Origin of the sequence: Winogradskyella sp. (assembly GCF_965228925.1) — a bacterium.
Taxonomy (GTDB): Bacteria; Bacteroidota; Bacteroidia; order Flavobacteriales; family Flavobacteriaceae; genus Winogradskyella.
This window is the reverse complement of the sequence record NZ_OZ245845.1, coordinates 1970227-1987583: the sequence shown is the minus strand read 5'-3', so window position 1 is coordinate 1987583 and position 17357 is coordinate 1970227. Positions and strand designations below refer to the sequence as shown.

General features: G+C 41.6%; 4 protein-coding genes. All 4 read right to left on the bottom strand.

The window, feature by feature from the left end; genetic code table 11:
- Window positions 1-49: 49 nt before the first annotated feature.
- Window positions 50-1732: a tetratricopeptide repeat protein gene (locus tag ACO052_RS08200; RefSeq protein ID WP_422107522.1), complete on the bottom strand. Its 1683-nt coding sequence runs from the start codon at window positions 1730-1732 to the stop codon at window positions 50-52.
- Window positions 1733-2502: 770 nt separating this feature from the next.
- Window positions 2503-4692 carry a T9SS type A sorting domain-containing protein gene (locus tag ACO052_RS08195; protein WP_422107521.1) on the bottom strand — a complete coding sequence of 730 codons (2190 nt, stop codon included), beginning with the start codon at window positions 4690-4692 and terminating at the stop codon, window positions 2503-2505.
- A 27-nt stretch (window positions 4693-4719) separates the two neighbouring features.
- Window positions 4720-5595, bottom strand: coding sequence for a T9SS type A sorting domain-containing protein (locus ACO052_RS08190; protein ID WP_422107520.1), 876 nt, complete (start codon window positions 5593-5595; stop codon window positions 4720-4722).
- Between the two features lie 27 nt (window positions 5596-5622).
- The gene (locus ACO052_RS08185; protein WP_422107519.1) at window positions 5623-17274 is read right to left on the bottom strand and encodes a BspA family leucine-rich repeat surface protein; all 11652 of its coding nucleotides are present in this window, start codon (window positions 17272-17274) and stop codon (window positions 5623-5625) included.
- Between the last annotated feature and the right edge of the window lie 83 nt (window positions 17275-17357).

The following is a 17357-nucleotide window of genomic DNA, read 5'->3' as shown; positions in this document are numbered from 1 at the left end:
AGGGGCTACAAAAGGGCTACAAGATTTTAAATAATTGATTTTCAGTATTTTAAAAATCTCTCAAAAATGCATAGATGTCTTGGTCTGGATTGAGATTTAGCTTTTTTCTAAGGCGATAACGGCTCATTTTTACAGAAGAGGGACTAATATTTTGCAGTATGGCAATCTGTTTACTGTCCATATTCAACTTAATTAAAGAGCATAGTCGAATATCGGTTTTTGTGAGATTGGCAAAGCTATTTTTCAGGCGTTCGTAGAAAGCCGAACTCAAGGTATCGATCTGGCTGTAAAATTCCTTGGTACTCTCATCGATCCACATGTGATTCTTTATTTCACTTTCAAGCTCTTTAAACGCTTTATTGTGTTTTACTTCTGAATCGCTTTTGACATCATTGAGTTTATCAGACAATACTTTTACCCATTCCTGATTTTTGGAAATATTAATGGCAAAATTGGTAAGGTCTTTTTTCTTGTGCTCAATTTCGGTACTCAATAATTTATTTTGAAGCGACATATATCTCCGTTTCGCTTTTTGCTTTACATAGATATAGATGATCAGTCCTGCAAATAATATAAGTCCAATCAACATCCATTGAAATTGCACGCGTTTTTTCTTGGCCAGCACCTCTAAATTTGCTTCTGCAACTTCCCTTTCTCTAACCAATTGAAGGCTATCCACTAATTTTTCTTGCCTAAATTCACTTTGAATTTCGAGACGTTGTATTTTTCTGAGGTTTTCATCATTTATTAGTGAATCTGAATGCTTCTTAAACAATTTGTAATTGGCTAAAGCTTGCTCAAAATCTCCGGTACTATTTTGAATATTGGACATTCTGTAATAGGCTTTGGATACGCGTTGTTTTAGTCCTTCTTCCTGGGCCACCCCCAGTGAGGCTTTGGCATAAATCATGGCATTGCGATAGTCTTCCATCCTATAATAACTCGTCGATACATTATAGTTGGTGGATGCCATGGACGATTTATTCCCGAGCTTGGTGTAATAGGCTAAATTCTCTAAGTTGAGTTGGAGACTTTTGTGATACTGCTTTTTAACATTGTAAAGCACGGCCATGTTTCCATTAACACGATGCAAATCCTCTTCCCGATCTAAATCCCTAAAAATAGATTTCGCTTTCTCATAGCAGTAGAGTGCTGAATCTAACTGATTTACCTTTCTATAAGAAACCCCCAGCATATTATAGCCCGCTGCGATGCCTTTTTCATTCGAATTTAGTGTTTCTAATATGGATATTGCCGCTTTGTAACTCTCAATAGACTTAGGATATTCACCCATAAACCGGTATAAAACGCCCATGTTATGCATTATGTTAGCCACATTAGAAGAGTCGCCTATTCTGAAAAACGTTTCTTTGGCTTTAACAAAATAGGACATAGCACCTGCATAATCCCCTTGTCGTCGTTTTACAATCCCCAATATACTATATGGTGGAGCCAAGTACCCGCCTTCCAGTAAATCTATGTTGTTATTAACAATGTCTACTGCAGTGTGCAGATGGTCTTCCGCTTCACTAAACTCTCTATAAACTTCATATTCGGCCAATGCCACTAAGGAAGTGACTCTAGCAGAATCTGATTTTGCCGTTTTGTATTGCTGCTGTAAGTCTATGAGAAGGGTATCTCCTTCTTCTTTGGCCTCTTCATTTTGAGATTGTTTTTGACCATAAGAAATAATTGTATTTAATAATAGTATTATTACTAATACGTAGCGCATTAACTTAGGGATAAGGGTTATATTGTAAATATATTAAACTTTACAGAGCAACATCAAATCCTTTAACAAAAAACCTTCTTCCAAATTGGCTGAAGGTTCTACATTGTAGCGAGAACCTGCCTTCACTACGTTTTGGCAGGCAAGCAGGATTAACTCACTTCGTTCGTTGGACCTTAAATGGAAGCTTGTACGAAGGAGCTCAGCCTGCTTCGAAGTACGGCTTTATTTTTCCATAAATCTTAATGTGAACATTAAATTTACTCCAAAATAAAAGCTCCTTGATTTCTCAAGGAGCTCCTTCGTAGAGCGTACAGAGAAAATGTCGAACCTTTTATTAAAAGAATTGCAGAAGTTTTATCATATTAACTGACTTCAGGAACTTGAAATTATATACAAAAAACCTCCTTAATTTCTTAAGGAGGTTATAGCACAACTACTTATTTAAATCTTACCCCTTTAAAGATTAGTAGTCCTGTGCTTATTCAGCTATTAATCATAGCAAGTTATAATTCAGTGCATCATTCCCTCTCGGTTGACCCCTGAATTATTTCTTTAATTTCTTTTTCATTCAGTCATTTTATGTTAATCCCTAGCTCAATCGAAAGGGCTGCCGCCAGGATCTGGTGGTGACGATGACTGTGCCTTCAGTGGATTGAGGATCACAAAAGTGCCCAGTGCGGTAAGTGCCGTATACTTCCCAAACTTTTTCATCGCCTCTTTCCTCGTAATATGATGGTCCTTTTCTGTTTTCAAATCAAGTCGTATTAGAATTAGTTGATAATCACCTTATATGATTCTGATCGTCCTTGTTTATCAACAACAAAGATGTACACACCCCTTTCCAAACCTCTTGTGGACATAGTGTTCTCGTAATGTGCCATGTCCAAATCTATTGTCTTTACCAACCTTCCATTGATATCGTATAGTTCTGCTCGGGTTTCGGCCATCAGCTGGCCGATGACCACAATCCTGTCCCTATCTTTCACAAAACGTACATTAAGTTTGTCTATGCCTGAATCATCTATGGATAGTGCCGTATTGCTAAAGCTCAAATAAAACCGCCCCGTTCCGTTCAGTTCTACAGATGGTGTAAATACGTATGCCGTTGTATTCAATAGTGCAGAGACATTCTCGACCGTATCTATCAGATATACTTCAACTGTATCCGGAAGGTTTGTGGTATCTATATCAATGCCCAACTGCTGCCCCGAATCGGCATTGACCCCCAAGGGTATCATGGTACCGTTCAATAGTATGCCCCTTGGCAGGGATTGGATCGCGAAATCCGCGTCCTCATTGCTCCCTAACAGTTGGGAATACAAGGCAAATGAATCAGCAGTGTTCCCAAACACCGCGGCATCATAGCCCGGGTCCAAACTATTGGTCGAGCTGTCATTAAAGTAAAAGTCCGTTGTTGAGCTGTCATTGGCACTGGTCAACTGTAACTTTAGGTGATGGTTGGTACCGTTTCTCCCTGCTATGAAATCGTCACTGTTGCCGTGCCTTCGCATGCTCGGGGTAAAGGCTATGGTACCGTTGCTCTCTGCGGCAACAAAGAAGCCCTGTCCTGGTGTTATGACCGTGTTCGCATCCGTCGTGTTAAGGTTGTAGACCGTCCATCCGTCCGAAGCGTCCCCATCATAGCCATAGATCCCCACATTGGCCTCGTCCAACAGTGCCGCATTTGCCACATTGTTCAAGAAATCCTGTACGTTGAGGTACGAGGCATAAGGGTTCCCGATCAGGTTCCATTCACTGTAACTGGGCCCTGAGTTTGAGACCGCCACATTGACGTTCGATTGGTCTATACTGCCGCTAAAATTCAAGGTACCATTGTCCGTTGTCGCTGCCCTGTAGCCCGTACCTGATGTCAGTGCCACCGTTTCGGTACTTGCGTATGTCTGGTAGGTCCCTGAGGTTTTATCAAAAGGGCCGAACAGGTACTGTGAGCTATCACCATTGGCTACGATATTACCGTTTGAGGCCAATAGGTTATCGAAGGTCTCTCCCGATACCGGTGGGGATATGAGGTCGTTCCCTCCCGAGGACGCCGTCTGGTTCACGTGGCGCCTGTAGGTCACCGTTCCCGTTATCGTACCGTTGAGGATAATACTGGAATAACTCGTCGATGTCGACTCCATGACCATGCCCGATGCTGTAGTGAGGGTCACTCCGTTATTGACCGTTATTCCTGCTCCCGCTTGTACGGTAATGTTGTCACAGGACGTATCGGACGATATCGTCGCACTGCCCGCTACGATATCTATATCGTCCGAGGCCGTCGATACCCCATTGGGGTCCGATGGCGACCAGCCGTTGTTGTATATATAAGTACTATTTAGTGACGCTCCTGAACAGTCATAGGTATCGTTGGTAATTACTACTCCTGGTGCATTAGTACAGTCCGCTAAACCAGTAACAGGAGCACCGCCACAAGCCGTAATAAACTGGTCTTGGAACACACCATCACTATAGAAGCAAATTCCTGCGTTTGCATTGGCATCTACGTACTTTATCTTGATATGCATCAAGACTTTTGGTGTAGTGGTAACATTAATACTAGGTGCAAGTGCTAAAGCGTCCACTCCTAAATTCTGCTGAAATGATAAAGACACTCTAGAGGTTGTATTGTCAATTTGTATAAAATCTTTATGAGTTGGTACCGGAAAAGGAAAACTCGGGAAACTATAACCGATAAGAGACCCTGTTGGTTGGGTGTATTCGATATTGGCATTGGCTGCTATATTCTCTCCAAAGGCTGCTGTATTATAGTCAATATACACTTGCCCTGAGCCGACATAGAAATCTATCGTCGAAGAGAGCATAATATCGGCCTCATAGAAATCGTCAGTTCCATCATTAGTCACCTCGGCATTGGCAAAGGTTAGTGTAATGTTCTGAGCATGAATATTATACATACATCCAATCGTTAATAATATTATAGCTGTTTTTATTTTCATAATCATTTTATAGTTCAAGGGTAAGGGTTAATTACTTTTTTTAATTAGACGTTTGACGACCATTGCATTTTCTATACTGATCTCTACCAGATAGACACCATCTCCATAAGGACTCATGTCTATGGTACGACCTGTTTCAACATTGTCCATGAGTAGCACAAGTCGTCCTTTGATATCATATATGCGCACTGCTGCTGTCTCAGTTAAACCATTGATATTAAAGCTTGTTTTTACTGGGTTTGGATATAGCAACAAGGCATCGTCTCTCACTTCAACTATACTCAGCGTACTTGGAACCGATGCGGAACAGTCATAGGTATCATCCGTGATCTGCGTGCCCGGTGCATTGATACAATCCGCAATGCTCGTTCCGCCACAGGCCGTAAAGAACTGGTCCTGGAAAACACCATCGCTATAGAAGCAGACATTGGCGTCTTCGTTAACGTCCGCATAGCGTATCTTGATATGGAACAGCACTTTGGCCGTAGATACCACCTCAAGCTCTGGTGCAAACTCCAAACCTACTAGGGCAACGTTCTGCTGGAAGGACAGCGATACCCTTGAACTTGTGTTGTCGTTCTGGACAAAATCCTTGTAGGCTGGGGTTGAGAATGGAAATCCTGGAAATTCATAGCCTATGATCGATCCTGCTGGCTGGCTGTATTCTATATTGCCATTGGTGGATATATTGGTCCCAAATGCCGCTGGATTGTAATCAAAATACAGCTGGCCCGAGCCGACATAAAAGCCTGTCGTGCTCGATATCATGATATCAGCCTCATAGAAATCGTCAGTCCCATCATTGGTTATTTGGGCGTTGGCAAATGTAAAGGTGATATTCTGGCCATGGACATTATGCATACATGCAACCGCTAGTAATATTATAACTATTTTTATTTTCATAATCATCTTATATTTGAAGGATAAGTCTTAATTAGTTTTTTTGATAAGGCGCTTAATAACCGATGTATTCTCTGTTCTGATCTCTACCAGATAGGTACCATCCTCAAAAGGGCTCATGTCTATCGCTTGGTCTGTTTCAACTCCATTTACCTGTAGCACAAGTCGTCCTTTGATGTCATGGATACGTACCAATCCCGTTGTCCTTAAGCCCTTGATATGGAAGCTTGTGCTTACCGGGTTTGGATATAGCAACAAGGCATCGGCCTCTGCTTCTACTATGCTCAAAGTACTTGGTACAGACTCCGAACAGTCATAGGTATCATTGATGATTTGAGCCCCAGGTGCATTAATACAGTCTGCTGTGGTTGTTCCACCACAGGCCGTAAAGAACTGGTCCTGGAACACCCCATCACTGTAGAAACAGATATTCGCATCCTCGTTCACGTCCGCATAGCGTATCTTGATATGGAACAAGATCTTGGGGGTGTTGGTCACCGCTAACTCTGGTGCTGTCTCCAAGCCCACCAAGGCTATGTTCTGCTGGAAGGACAACGATACCCTTGACGTGGTATTGTCGTTCTCCACAAAATCCTTGTAGGCTGGGGTCGGGAATGGAAATCCTGGCCATGTATGCCCCAAGATGGTCCCATCTGGTTGGCTGTACTCAATTGCACCATTGCCAGAGATGTTCTCTCCAAAGGCTGCCGTATTGTAGTCAATATATACCTGGCCTGAGCCCAAATAGAAATCCGTCGTGCCCGATATCATGATGTCCGCCTCATAGAAATCGTCAGTGCCATCGTTGGTGATCTCTGCATTGGCAAAAGCTATGGTCATATCACTTGATAGTACAGCAGGTGACTCTTCTGATCGAGTGAACTGCTCTCCACGCCCTATGTTGGGGTTGATCAGGACGTTGACATCTGTATTCTGTACCTGTGTGTTGATGTCCATATCGGCCTCGTCATAGCCAGAGCTACCAATCAATTGGACCACGGCGTTGGCATCTGTGTTTTGGATCTGTGCATTGCCATCATAATCACCCGTGTACATTCCATATAACCCATTGGCCAATAGCACTACCGAATTGGTACCACCCTCTACACCAATAGGATTCGTAAAGTCAATTAAGGTTGCTGTACTGTTTAGTGCAACTGGCGTGGCTGTGATGACTCCTATATGGTTACGGTGCTTGACCACGACGTGATAATTCCCTGCCGATTGTGTAAATGTTACGGGTGAGGTCCCATCGACATCCACTACATCGCCATCGCGTTGTAACAATGCCGATTGACTGTCAATGATGGTCGTATTGGTAAGTTCATTTCTTAGCTCTACCCAGACCCAATCGACAATGGCATTTGAATCTGTGGTCGTAAGCACTGAATTATCTATTGTAAGGCCATCGCTATAAGGGCTGGTCACAGGCATCATGCCCGCAACTCTTAGATCATCACGCATTAAGTTCCCTTCATTTGCATTTGGGTTTAAACTTGCACCCTGCAGATAAACCTTTGGACTTAACGAAATCGTTGTTGGACAATTAAGTCCTCCATCAGTAATGTTCCAGAAATTACTCGTAATAAGGTCCTGTCTTTGGGTTTCTGAATTACAGTATTGGCTAAAACCACCATGGAACTCAATGTTAGATGGAACATCGTCTTCACCATCTCCATGGATACCGCTACTATCGGTATGCCAACCAATAAGGGTCGCGTCGTAATTGACCATGGACAAGGTCACACCTTGAAACATATACTCCATAGTCGATACACTGCTTATGTCCCAATTGCTTAAATCCTGGTCAAAGGCAGTACAATTAAAAAATACGCTTCGCATATTAGTTACCGAACTTACATCCCAATTGCTTAATGGTTGGTTGAAGGCAGTTGCACTATTAAACATACTTTGCATATTGGTAACATTGCTCACATTCCAGTTGCTCAAATCTTGGTTGAAATTTGTTGCTGATTGAAACATAGTTGACATGTTAGTGACCGAACTCACATTCCAACTGTTTAATGGCTGATTGAAGGCAGTTGCACTTTCGAACATGGTGTCCATGCTGGTTACTGCAGTCACATCCCAGTTACTTAGATGTTGGTTGAAATTTGTTGCCAATTGGAACATTTGGGTCATGGTGGTTACTGAGCTCACATTCCAGCTATTTAAAGGTTGATTAAAGGCTGTTGCACTCCTAAACATCCAAGCCATTGTAGTTACCGAACTCACATCCCAGTTGTTCAATGGTTGATTGAAGGCTTCTGCATTTTCGAACATAGATGACATGTTTGTTACTGCACCTACACTCCAACCGCCTATTTGTTGATTAAATAAACTTGCGTCTTTAAACATAAGAGACATAATGGTTACATTGCTCACATCCCATTGGCTTATATCTGAATTGAAATTTGTTGCCCCTCTAAACATCCCTGACATACTCATTACATTACTCAGATCAGGAGCACTGGTATCATTGATCTGAAGATTAGAGCAACCATAAAAGGCATTTTCCATAGATGTCCATGAATTAGGACCCCATTTTTCTATTGTACGTATCTTATCCTTATCTCCACCGTTATTGAAGAAAATCCTAGGGAAGGCACCAATGATTGTTACTGTATAGGTACCTGGCTGATCATAGGTAAATGTTGCATTGCCAGTATGACCCGTCGAGACGGAGTTTTGGTTGTCTCCCCAAATTACCGTGTAATTATAACCTCCTTCTGTTGTTGGAATGGTGATGCTTTCGTTGGCATTTTCTATATACCATGTGGTGATAAAAGCAAGCGATGTACATTCTGGCCCTCCATCGGTAATGATCCACCCTTCGTCATCAATAAGTTTTTGTCTTTGCACTGCTGAAAGGCAGTATGTGCTGTTACCTCCATCGAAGGTAATGCCGTTAGGGATATCGTCCATAGCATCGCCAGGAGCGCCACTATCATCGGTTTGCCAGCCGATCAAGGTGGTATCGTAATTGGAACGTGACAATCCCGCACCGTCAAACATGAGTGTCATCGTAGTTACCGAAGTTAAATCCCAATTGCTTAGTTCCTGATCAAAAGCTGTTGCGCCTTTAAACATTTCATTCATGTTGCTTACCGAACTCATATTCCAACCGTTCAATGGCTGATTGAAGGCAGTCGCATTTTCGAACATGCTATTCATGTTGGTTACTGAACTCACATTCCAGCTATCCAAAGGTTGATTAAAGGCTGTTGCATCCTGAAACATAAAAGTCATAGCACCAACCGAACTCACATCCCAGCTATTCAATGGTTGATTAAAGCTTGTTGCACCATAAAACATAGAAGACATAATGGTTACCGAACCTACATTCCAATTGTTCAATGGTTGATTGAATTTGCTCGCATAAAAAAACATTCCGAACATATCAACTGCTGAACTTACATTCCAGCTGTTTAATGGTTGATCGAACTCAGCTGCAGAAAAAAACATGTAAGGCATATAGGTTACCGAACTTACATTCCAACTATCTATAGGTTGATCAAAGACATCTGCGCCACTAAACATAGAAGACATGTTAGTGACTGAGCCCACATTCCAACTGTTCAAGGGTTGATTAAAGGCTTCTGCATCTGCAAACATACTGTCCATTCGGTTCACTGAACCCACATTCCAATTGCCTATAGGCTGATTGAAGACACTTGCATTATCAAACATTGAACGCATATTAGTTACCGAACCAACATTCCAACTGTTCAAGGGCTGATTAAACGCAATTGCATTTTGAAACATAAAACCCATGTCCCTCACATTGCTCACATTCCAACTGTTTAATGGTTGATTAAAAGTACTTGCATAGGCAAACATGCTACTCATATCTGTTATAGAACTTACATCCCAATGGCTTATATCTGAATTGAAATTTGTTGCTCCTCTAAACATTCGTCTCGCACCCGATACATTACTAAGATCTGGAGCATCTGTAGCTGTAATTTGAAGGTTGGAGCAGCCATAAAAAGCGCCTTCCATAGATGTCCAAGAATTAGAGCCCCATTGCTCAATGGTATGAAGTTTCTCTGCTCCAATTTCATCATTAAAATAAATCCTTGGAAACTCACCAACAATTGATACCGTGTAGGTTCCTGGTTGTTCATAGGTGAATGTTGCATCACCAGTAATACCTGTAGTAACCGTATTTTGACTATCTCCCCAAAATACCGTGTAATTATAACCATTCCCAGTTGTTGGGATGGTAATGCTTTCGGCATTTTCTGTGGTTACCCATTTGGTCACGAAAGCAAGCGATGTACATTCCAAACCGCCATCGGAAATCATCCATCCTTTATTATCTATAAGGTCTTGTCTATGCCCTAAGGAATGGCAGTACGTGCTGCTACCTCCATCGAAGGTAATACCACTAGGCACATCGTCCGTAGCATCGCCAGGGGTACCACTACTATCGGTTTGCCAGCCAATTAGGGTTGCATCGTAATTGGAAAGAGACAGGGTTACACCACTAAACATGAATGTCATTGTGGTTACTGAAGTTAAATCCCAATTGCCCAATTCCTGATCAAAAGCTGTTGCTCCTGAAAACATTTCGTTCATGTTAGTGACCGAACTTACATTCCAAGTGTTTAAAGGCTGATTGAAGGCTAAAGCATTTTCGAACATGCTGTCCATGTTGGTTACTGCACTCACATTCCAGTTGCTGATGTCTTGGTTGAAACTAGTTGCCAATTGAAACATCTGAGTCATGTCGGTTATTAAACTCACATTCCAGTTGTCCAACTTTTGATTAAAGGTTGTAGCACTATTAAACATATAAGACATACCACTAACTGAACTCACATCCCAGTTGTTTAATGGTTGATTGAAGCTAAGTGCCCCATCAAACATAGATGTCATGTCTGTTACTGCACCGACACTCCAACCGCCTATTTGTTGATTAAATAAACTAGCGTTTTTAAACATAGATGCCATGTTGGTTACTGAGCTCACATCCCAACTGTTCAATGACTGATCAAAGCTTATTGCACTATTAAACATTGAACTCATGTTGGTTACCGATCCAACACTCCAAGTGTTCAAGGACTGATCAAAGGCTGTAGCGCCTTCAAACATAGATCTCATGTCTCCTACTGAACCCACATTCCAACTGCCCATGGGTTGATTAAATAAACCAGCGTTTTTAAACATATATGCCATATTGGTTACTGAGCTCACATCCCAACTGTTCAATGGTTGGTTAAAGCTTGTGGCACCATTAAACATTTCCCTCATGTTGACTACCGAACCCACGTTCCAGCTGTTCAACGGCTGATCAAAAGCTATAGCGCCTTCAAACATAGCATCCATATATATTACCGAGCTCACATTCCAGCTGTTTAAAGGCTGATTAAAGTTTTTTGCATCCTTAAACATCTGAATCATGTCCACAACCGCGCTCACATTCCAGCTGTCTATGGATTGATTAAATACTTCCGCTTCCCGAAACATATAATCCATATCGGTTACCAAGCTTACATTCCAACTGTCTATGGGTTGATTAAAGGCTTTTGCTCCTTCAAACATTGAGACCATGTCGTTCACACTGCTCACATTCCAACTGTTTAATGGCTGATTAAAGGCTTCAGCACTTTGAAACATTGAGTCCATTCGCAGCACTGAACCCACATTCCAACTGTCTAAGGGTTGGTTAAAGGCTTTTGCGTCCTGGAACATTGCAGCCATGTTAGTTACATTACTCACGTTCCAGTTATTCAATGGCTGATTAAAGATCTCTGCATTATAAAACATGGCATACATAGTTGTTATAGTGCTTACATCCCAATGACTTAAATCTGAATTTAATTTAGTTGCACCGGCAAACATTTGACTCAAGCTTGATGCATTGCTAAGATCCGGGGCATCCGTTGCCATAACTTGAAGGTTGGTACAACCCGCAAAGGCATTTTCCATGGATGTCCAGGGGTTAGCGCCCCATTGTTCTATGGTGTGAATCTTTTCATTTCCATTTCCGTAATTGAAATAAATCCTGGGGAATGTACCGGAAATCGATACCGTGTAAGTACCTGGTTGATCATAAGTAAATGTTGCATCGCCAGTAATACCTGTAGTAACCGTATTTTGGCTGTCTCCCCAATGTACCGTATAATTATAACCGCCACCTGTCGTTGGGATAGTAATGCTTTCTCCGTTTTGTGTAGTTACCCATTTGGTTACAAAACGAGTATCTTCGACGGTGACATTAGCGGTACACGCTGCGGTATCACCATTGGCATTGGTCAATAATAATGGTACGGTATTGACACCGATATCATTGGTATCGAAGGTTGCATCATAATCGATTTCGGCTTCGAATGCCATATCTACATTGGAAATAACTCTTCCATAATTGTCAAGATGATCACCTCCGTCATACGCATCACTAAAATCAAGATAAACTCGGGTAAGACCTCCAATAATAAAGCTATATGCATTGCCCTCTACCACTGGCAATGGTGTGCTGAGCGTTATCTCTGTCCATCCGCCATTATTGACGGCTAGTGAAACCCCTGATTCCGTGTAAACTGGTGTCCCTATAGAGCTCGTAGTTCCGCTCCCATTATTGCTATTATAAAAATAAACGGTTTTATTGTTGTAATCCTGCCAGACTTTTATACGTATTTTAGTAAGCCAACCTGTAGTCGTAGCCGTAAATGATTGGCCAGGTTCTGACTCATTTAGATTGAGAGTACCCGAAACAGGTTGACTCACTACTGCTTTTAATTCTGCAGTAACAGAGTTGGCGTTACACGCAATAGTAGATGCATTGATATCGGCTGCAGTAACCGTTGCTGTTCCTGAAGCATCCAATTGCACTGTAATATCTTGGCAGGAAGCTGTAAGAACAGGCGATGTTACATTGACCGTTGCGCTGCATGTAGCATAGTTAAATCTGTCGTCCTCTATGGCTATATCCACCTGATAGGATGATCCAATGTCATTGCAGTTATAATCTAAACTATTTACAGATGTTAATAACACATGACCACTATAGGTAATTGTTGATTCTGGGTTGAGTCCTAAAATATAGAAGTAATAGGTTGTTCCTGCTTGTAAAGCAAAGACTTCTTCATCTCCTTCACTATTTGGGGTCCCATCTTCAAATCTCGGTTGATAGCCATAATATTCAGGTCTTGTAGAATAAGCCCCAGTACTTTGAGGGACTGCATCCCACAAAATCATATACAGTTCATTTACAGGAGTTTCACCAGGAGGGGATGTTGTTGTCCCATTAAAGGCAAACTTATACTGCCCCGAAACAGAGGGTGTAAATTCATAAAGATCATAATAGTGTACTGATCCATTTCCCCTGATATCGTCAACTGAACTACTCGTAGTCGTCTCCCCATTGAAATCCATGGCACGTACATAGGTATTTAATGTATTGGCACAATTGTCTGTAAACCCTGTGTGTAGCTGACTTAAAGCTACGCTCCCCGCACCATTGGCATCTAATTGTACATCTAAACTATTGTTACATGATCCGCCGCTTGGGGCTTCATTATCATATACCCAGACCTTTTGTTGGCAGGTGTTGGAATTCCCAAAAGCATCTGTAGCCACCCATGTCACTGTGGTCCTGCCTGTATTGAAGGCATAGGTAGTGGGATCAATGGTAACTCCACCAATCTGAGGGACTGCAGTTACTGGCGATCCACAGCTATCTGTTGCAGTAGCTGTTCCTAAGCTGACATTGGTTGCGGTACATTGTCCAGGATCTGTATTATTCACTATAACATTAGCCGGACATGTAATCGTTGGAATGCTACCGACATTAATTGTAGCTGTACAACTGTTATAATTTTCTGAGGCATCATCGACAACGACGTCTATCGTATGCGTTCCTACATCACTACATGTAAAATTCAAACCGTTAGGCGCTTTCATAAGCACTTTGCCACTATAGGTTGCAATTGCCGTGACGTCTGCCCCGCAAACATAGAATTTATAGGTTTCTCCTCCAGTAAGATTATAGTACAACGTTCCGCCGTCAATACGCGTTCCATTATCTCTTCTACTCGTAAAGCCCACAAACGAACTCCTCTGTGTATAAAGACCTCCATTGACTTGCGGGCCATTATTATCCCAAACAATGACACTGATCGCATTGACAGGAAAAGGACCTCTAGTGCTTGTCCCGGTAAATACAAACTTATACTCTCCATCAGCTGGCGCCACAAATTGGTACTCGTCAACATAAAAAGGAGATCCAGGCACTAGTACATCCACGTCAGAATTAACCGTGGTGGCTCCACTAAAGTCCATAACACCTAGATATGTGTTTGTTGCGGAACAGTCTGAGGTACTACTAATTAAACTACTTAAGCTCACATTTGCCTCATTATTTCCGTCTAATACTGCATTTACCGGGTTAGGATTACAAACTATTGTTGGTTGGATTATATCTGTAACTGTTACGGTCGCCGTACAACTTGACATATTACCTGAAGCATCCGTAGCTCGCCATTCTATAGTCGTATCGCCTATCGGAAATTGATATGAGGTCGGATCAATAATTGGGCCTTCTGCCAATCTAAGTTCTATTGGAATCGATGCATCAGGTGTACAATTATCTGTTGCCGTAGGTATAGCTATGCTCACATTAGTTGCATAACACTGATCAGTATCTGGTTCTACCGTAACATTAGCACATCCTGAAATTACTGGTCCCGTATTATCATTTACTGTAACGAGCATATTACAAGTTGTTGATACATTACCAGAAGCATCAGTGGCTACCCATTTTACAGCTGTTTCACCTACAAGGAACTGATATGTAGTTGGATCAATAACCGAGTCATCTGACAATTTAAGTTCTAATTGAATCGATTCAGTAGGTGTACAATTATCTGTAACCGTAATTGAGGTTCCGAAGGGATTCGTTGCATAACATAGTCCTGAATCTGTTCCTACCGTAATATCGGCACATCCTGAAATTATTGGTTCCGTTTCATCTTTTACCGTTATTGTTGTAGTACAGCTATTGTAATTAAGATTACTATCTCCCAAGAACACCTTTACATCATGAGTTCCTATATCATTACAGGTATAAGTGAGGTCAGTAGCCGCTCTCATCCAATTGACATTATACGTTAAGGTTTCACTATGATCTCGAGTCTTGATCGTGAAATAATAGGTGTTTCCACCAGTTAAGTTGAAATTTCTAGTATTATCCGGATAATTTATAGTTCCATCATCAGTAAAGGTCACTTCCCCTATAAACCCAGGTCTTTGATGAAAGAATCCTGTGTTGGGTGTGGGAGCAACACTATAGGCATACACTCTTATTCCATCTCCATCAGAAGAGGTTCCATTGGCAGTAACTCTATATTGCCCCGTAACTGGTGCCACAAATTGATGTTCTGCATAATACCAAGTATTGGCGCTGTTTAATATTGCATCTGTATTCGAACTTGTGGTCGTTGCGCCACTAACCTCATATACACCTACATAAGTATCCAAATCTGATGCTTCTTCACAATTATCCGTCGACCCGTTGGTGATGTCACTCAACGACACTGTGGCATTTCCACTTCCATCCAATACAGCATCTACACTATTAGTGCACGACATCGTCGGAGCTCCATGATCATATACATAAACATACCTATTAGCACAATATGCTACATTACCAGAAGCATCCGTAGCTTCCCATTTTATATTTGTTACTGTGTCAACAGGAAACTGGTATGTGAATGGATCAATAACCTGGTCATTCGATGCTAACTTTAGTACGAGTTGAATCGATTCTGCTGGCGTACAATTATCTGTAACTGTAGGCAAGGCTGGAAAGACATTGGTTGCATAACATTGCCCAGGATCTGATCCTGCCGTATTAATATTTTGACATCCACTTACAAATGTTGGGGGTTCGGGTGTGCTTTCTGTAACTGTCACGGTAGAAGTACAGCTTGTCATATTACCAGAAGCATCAGTGGCTTCCCATCTTACACTTGTTTGGCCTGTAGGAAACTGGTATGTATCTGGATTAATTACCGTGTCACCCGATTCCAACTTAAGTACGAGTTGAATCGATGCAGTTGCCGTGCAATTATCTGAAACCGTAGGCAAGCTTGCAAATACGCCAGTGGCGAAACACTGTGCTGGGTCTGTCCCCACTGTAGGGTTACTAGGGCAAGTAATCCCAGGAGGTGTGTTGTCTACAACATTAACTGTGGCAGTACAACTGGTATAATTTTCTGAGGCATCATCAACAACGACGTCTATGGTATGCGTTCCTATATCACTACATGTATAATCTAATGTAAGTTCTGAGCCTCCAGGGGCTCTCATGAGCACTTTACCGCTATAGGTTGCAGTTGCATCTTCATTGGCTCCTAAAACATAGAATTTATAGGTTTGTCCTTCAGAAAGTGTATAGTACCTCGTTGCGTCATTATAAGTATCGAAATACGTTCCATTATCTCTTCTAAAGGTATAGCCCATATAATTAGTTCTCTGTTGGTAATGACCTGTATTCGCTTGCGGGTCACCATCCCAGAGGATAACCATGATCGCATCAATAGCTGTGCTACTGACATAACTTGTTCCTGTAAACACAAACTTATACTCTCCATCAGCTGGCGCCTCAAATTCGTATTCATCAACATAAAAAGTAAGTCCTGGTATGAGTTGATCCGTTTGAGAACCGGTCGTTATGGTTCCACTAAAATCTTTAACACCTAGATATCTATTTAAACTAGGACAGTTATCTGACGCACTACTTATTAAACTACTTAAGCTTACATTTGCCTGATTATTCTCGCCCAATACGGCATCTACCGGAGTAGACTGACAACTTAAATTGGGTTGGCCTTCTTCTATGACGGTCACGGTAGCCGTACAACTAGCCGTATTTCCTCCAGTATCTTCAACAGTAACAGTTAAAATATGATCTCCTATATGAGTACAGTCATAAGCAGTAGTACCATCTATATTGACTACATAAATACCATCATCGTCCGTTGCGCTATAGATTAAATCAGGGTTTAAAAATTCTGCGTTATCTGCACCCAGATCTACGGTTATATTGTTACATGTTAACTGAGGCGGGTTATCTGGTCCCATATGCACTCTCATTGCTAAATCTCTGCTCGATTCGGACGTCCAACTAGAAGTATCTGGATCCGGACTGGCCAAATCTTCTATATACCAAAAGTTACCTCCGGAATAAGGGTTACCGGTTCTAACAAAGGGCTTAACGCGTGCCGTTCCTGCCCCAACCGCAAGATAAACGGTATAGGTTTCGTTCGCTGTTAACGATACATTAGTGTTAATATTCATTTCATAGACCCCAGTGTCATCATCTACCGCGGGGAGATTCAAGTTATAGAGCGTTTGCAAGACAGTATGATTTGTAGGAGTTCCTCTAAGAATCACAACACCGACATCATTCCTATTTGCATCATTGGCATCGATAAATAGTGATAATTTTGTTAAAGGCCCGGAACAACTTGGTGTAAAGGTTTGCCCAAAGGCCGAAGTTAAGCCGTAACCATCACTAAATGGAGGTTGAATGTTGATGTTGTCACTTACAGTACATTGAGCATTAATGTTACCAGACCATAACAATGGCAACACTAAAATAAGACTGTAAAAAAAGTATTTTGCAAAAAAGGGTGCAATAAAAGCACCCTTGAAGAACATAATATTCTTTTTCATAAACAGGGGATTTTTTAAAAGATTACTAAAGATTACTTGTGACTATTAAGTATCCGCTGCTAATGTATCTAGCCTGTTATTAA

Coding starts and splice junctions, on each gene's coding strand:
- ACO052_RS08190 (WP_422107520.1), bottom strand. CDS start 5,595: ATGAAAATAAAAATAGTTATAATATTACTAGCGGTTGCATGTATGCAT.
- ACO052_RS08195 (WP_422107521.1), bottom strand. CDS start 4,692: ATGAAAATAAAAACAGCTATAATATTATTAACGATTGGATGTATGTAT.
- ACO052_RS08185 (WP_422107519.1), bottom strand. CDS start 17,274: ATGAAAAAGAATATTATGTTCTTCAAGGGTGCTTTTATTGCACCCTTT.
- ACO052_RS08200 (WP_422107522.1), bottom strand. CDS start 1,732: ATGCGCTACGTATTAGTAATAATACTATTATTAAATACAATTATTTCT.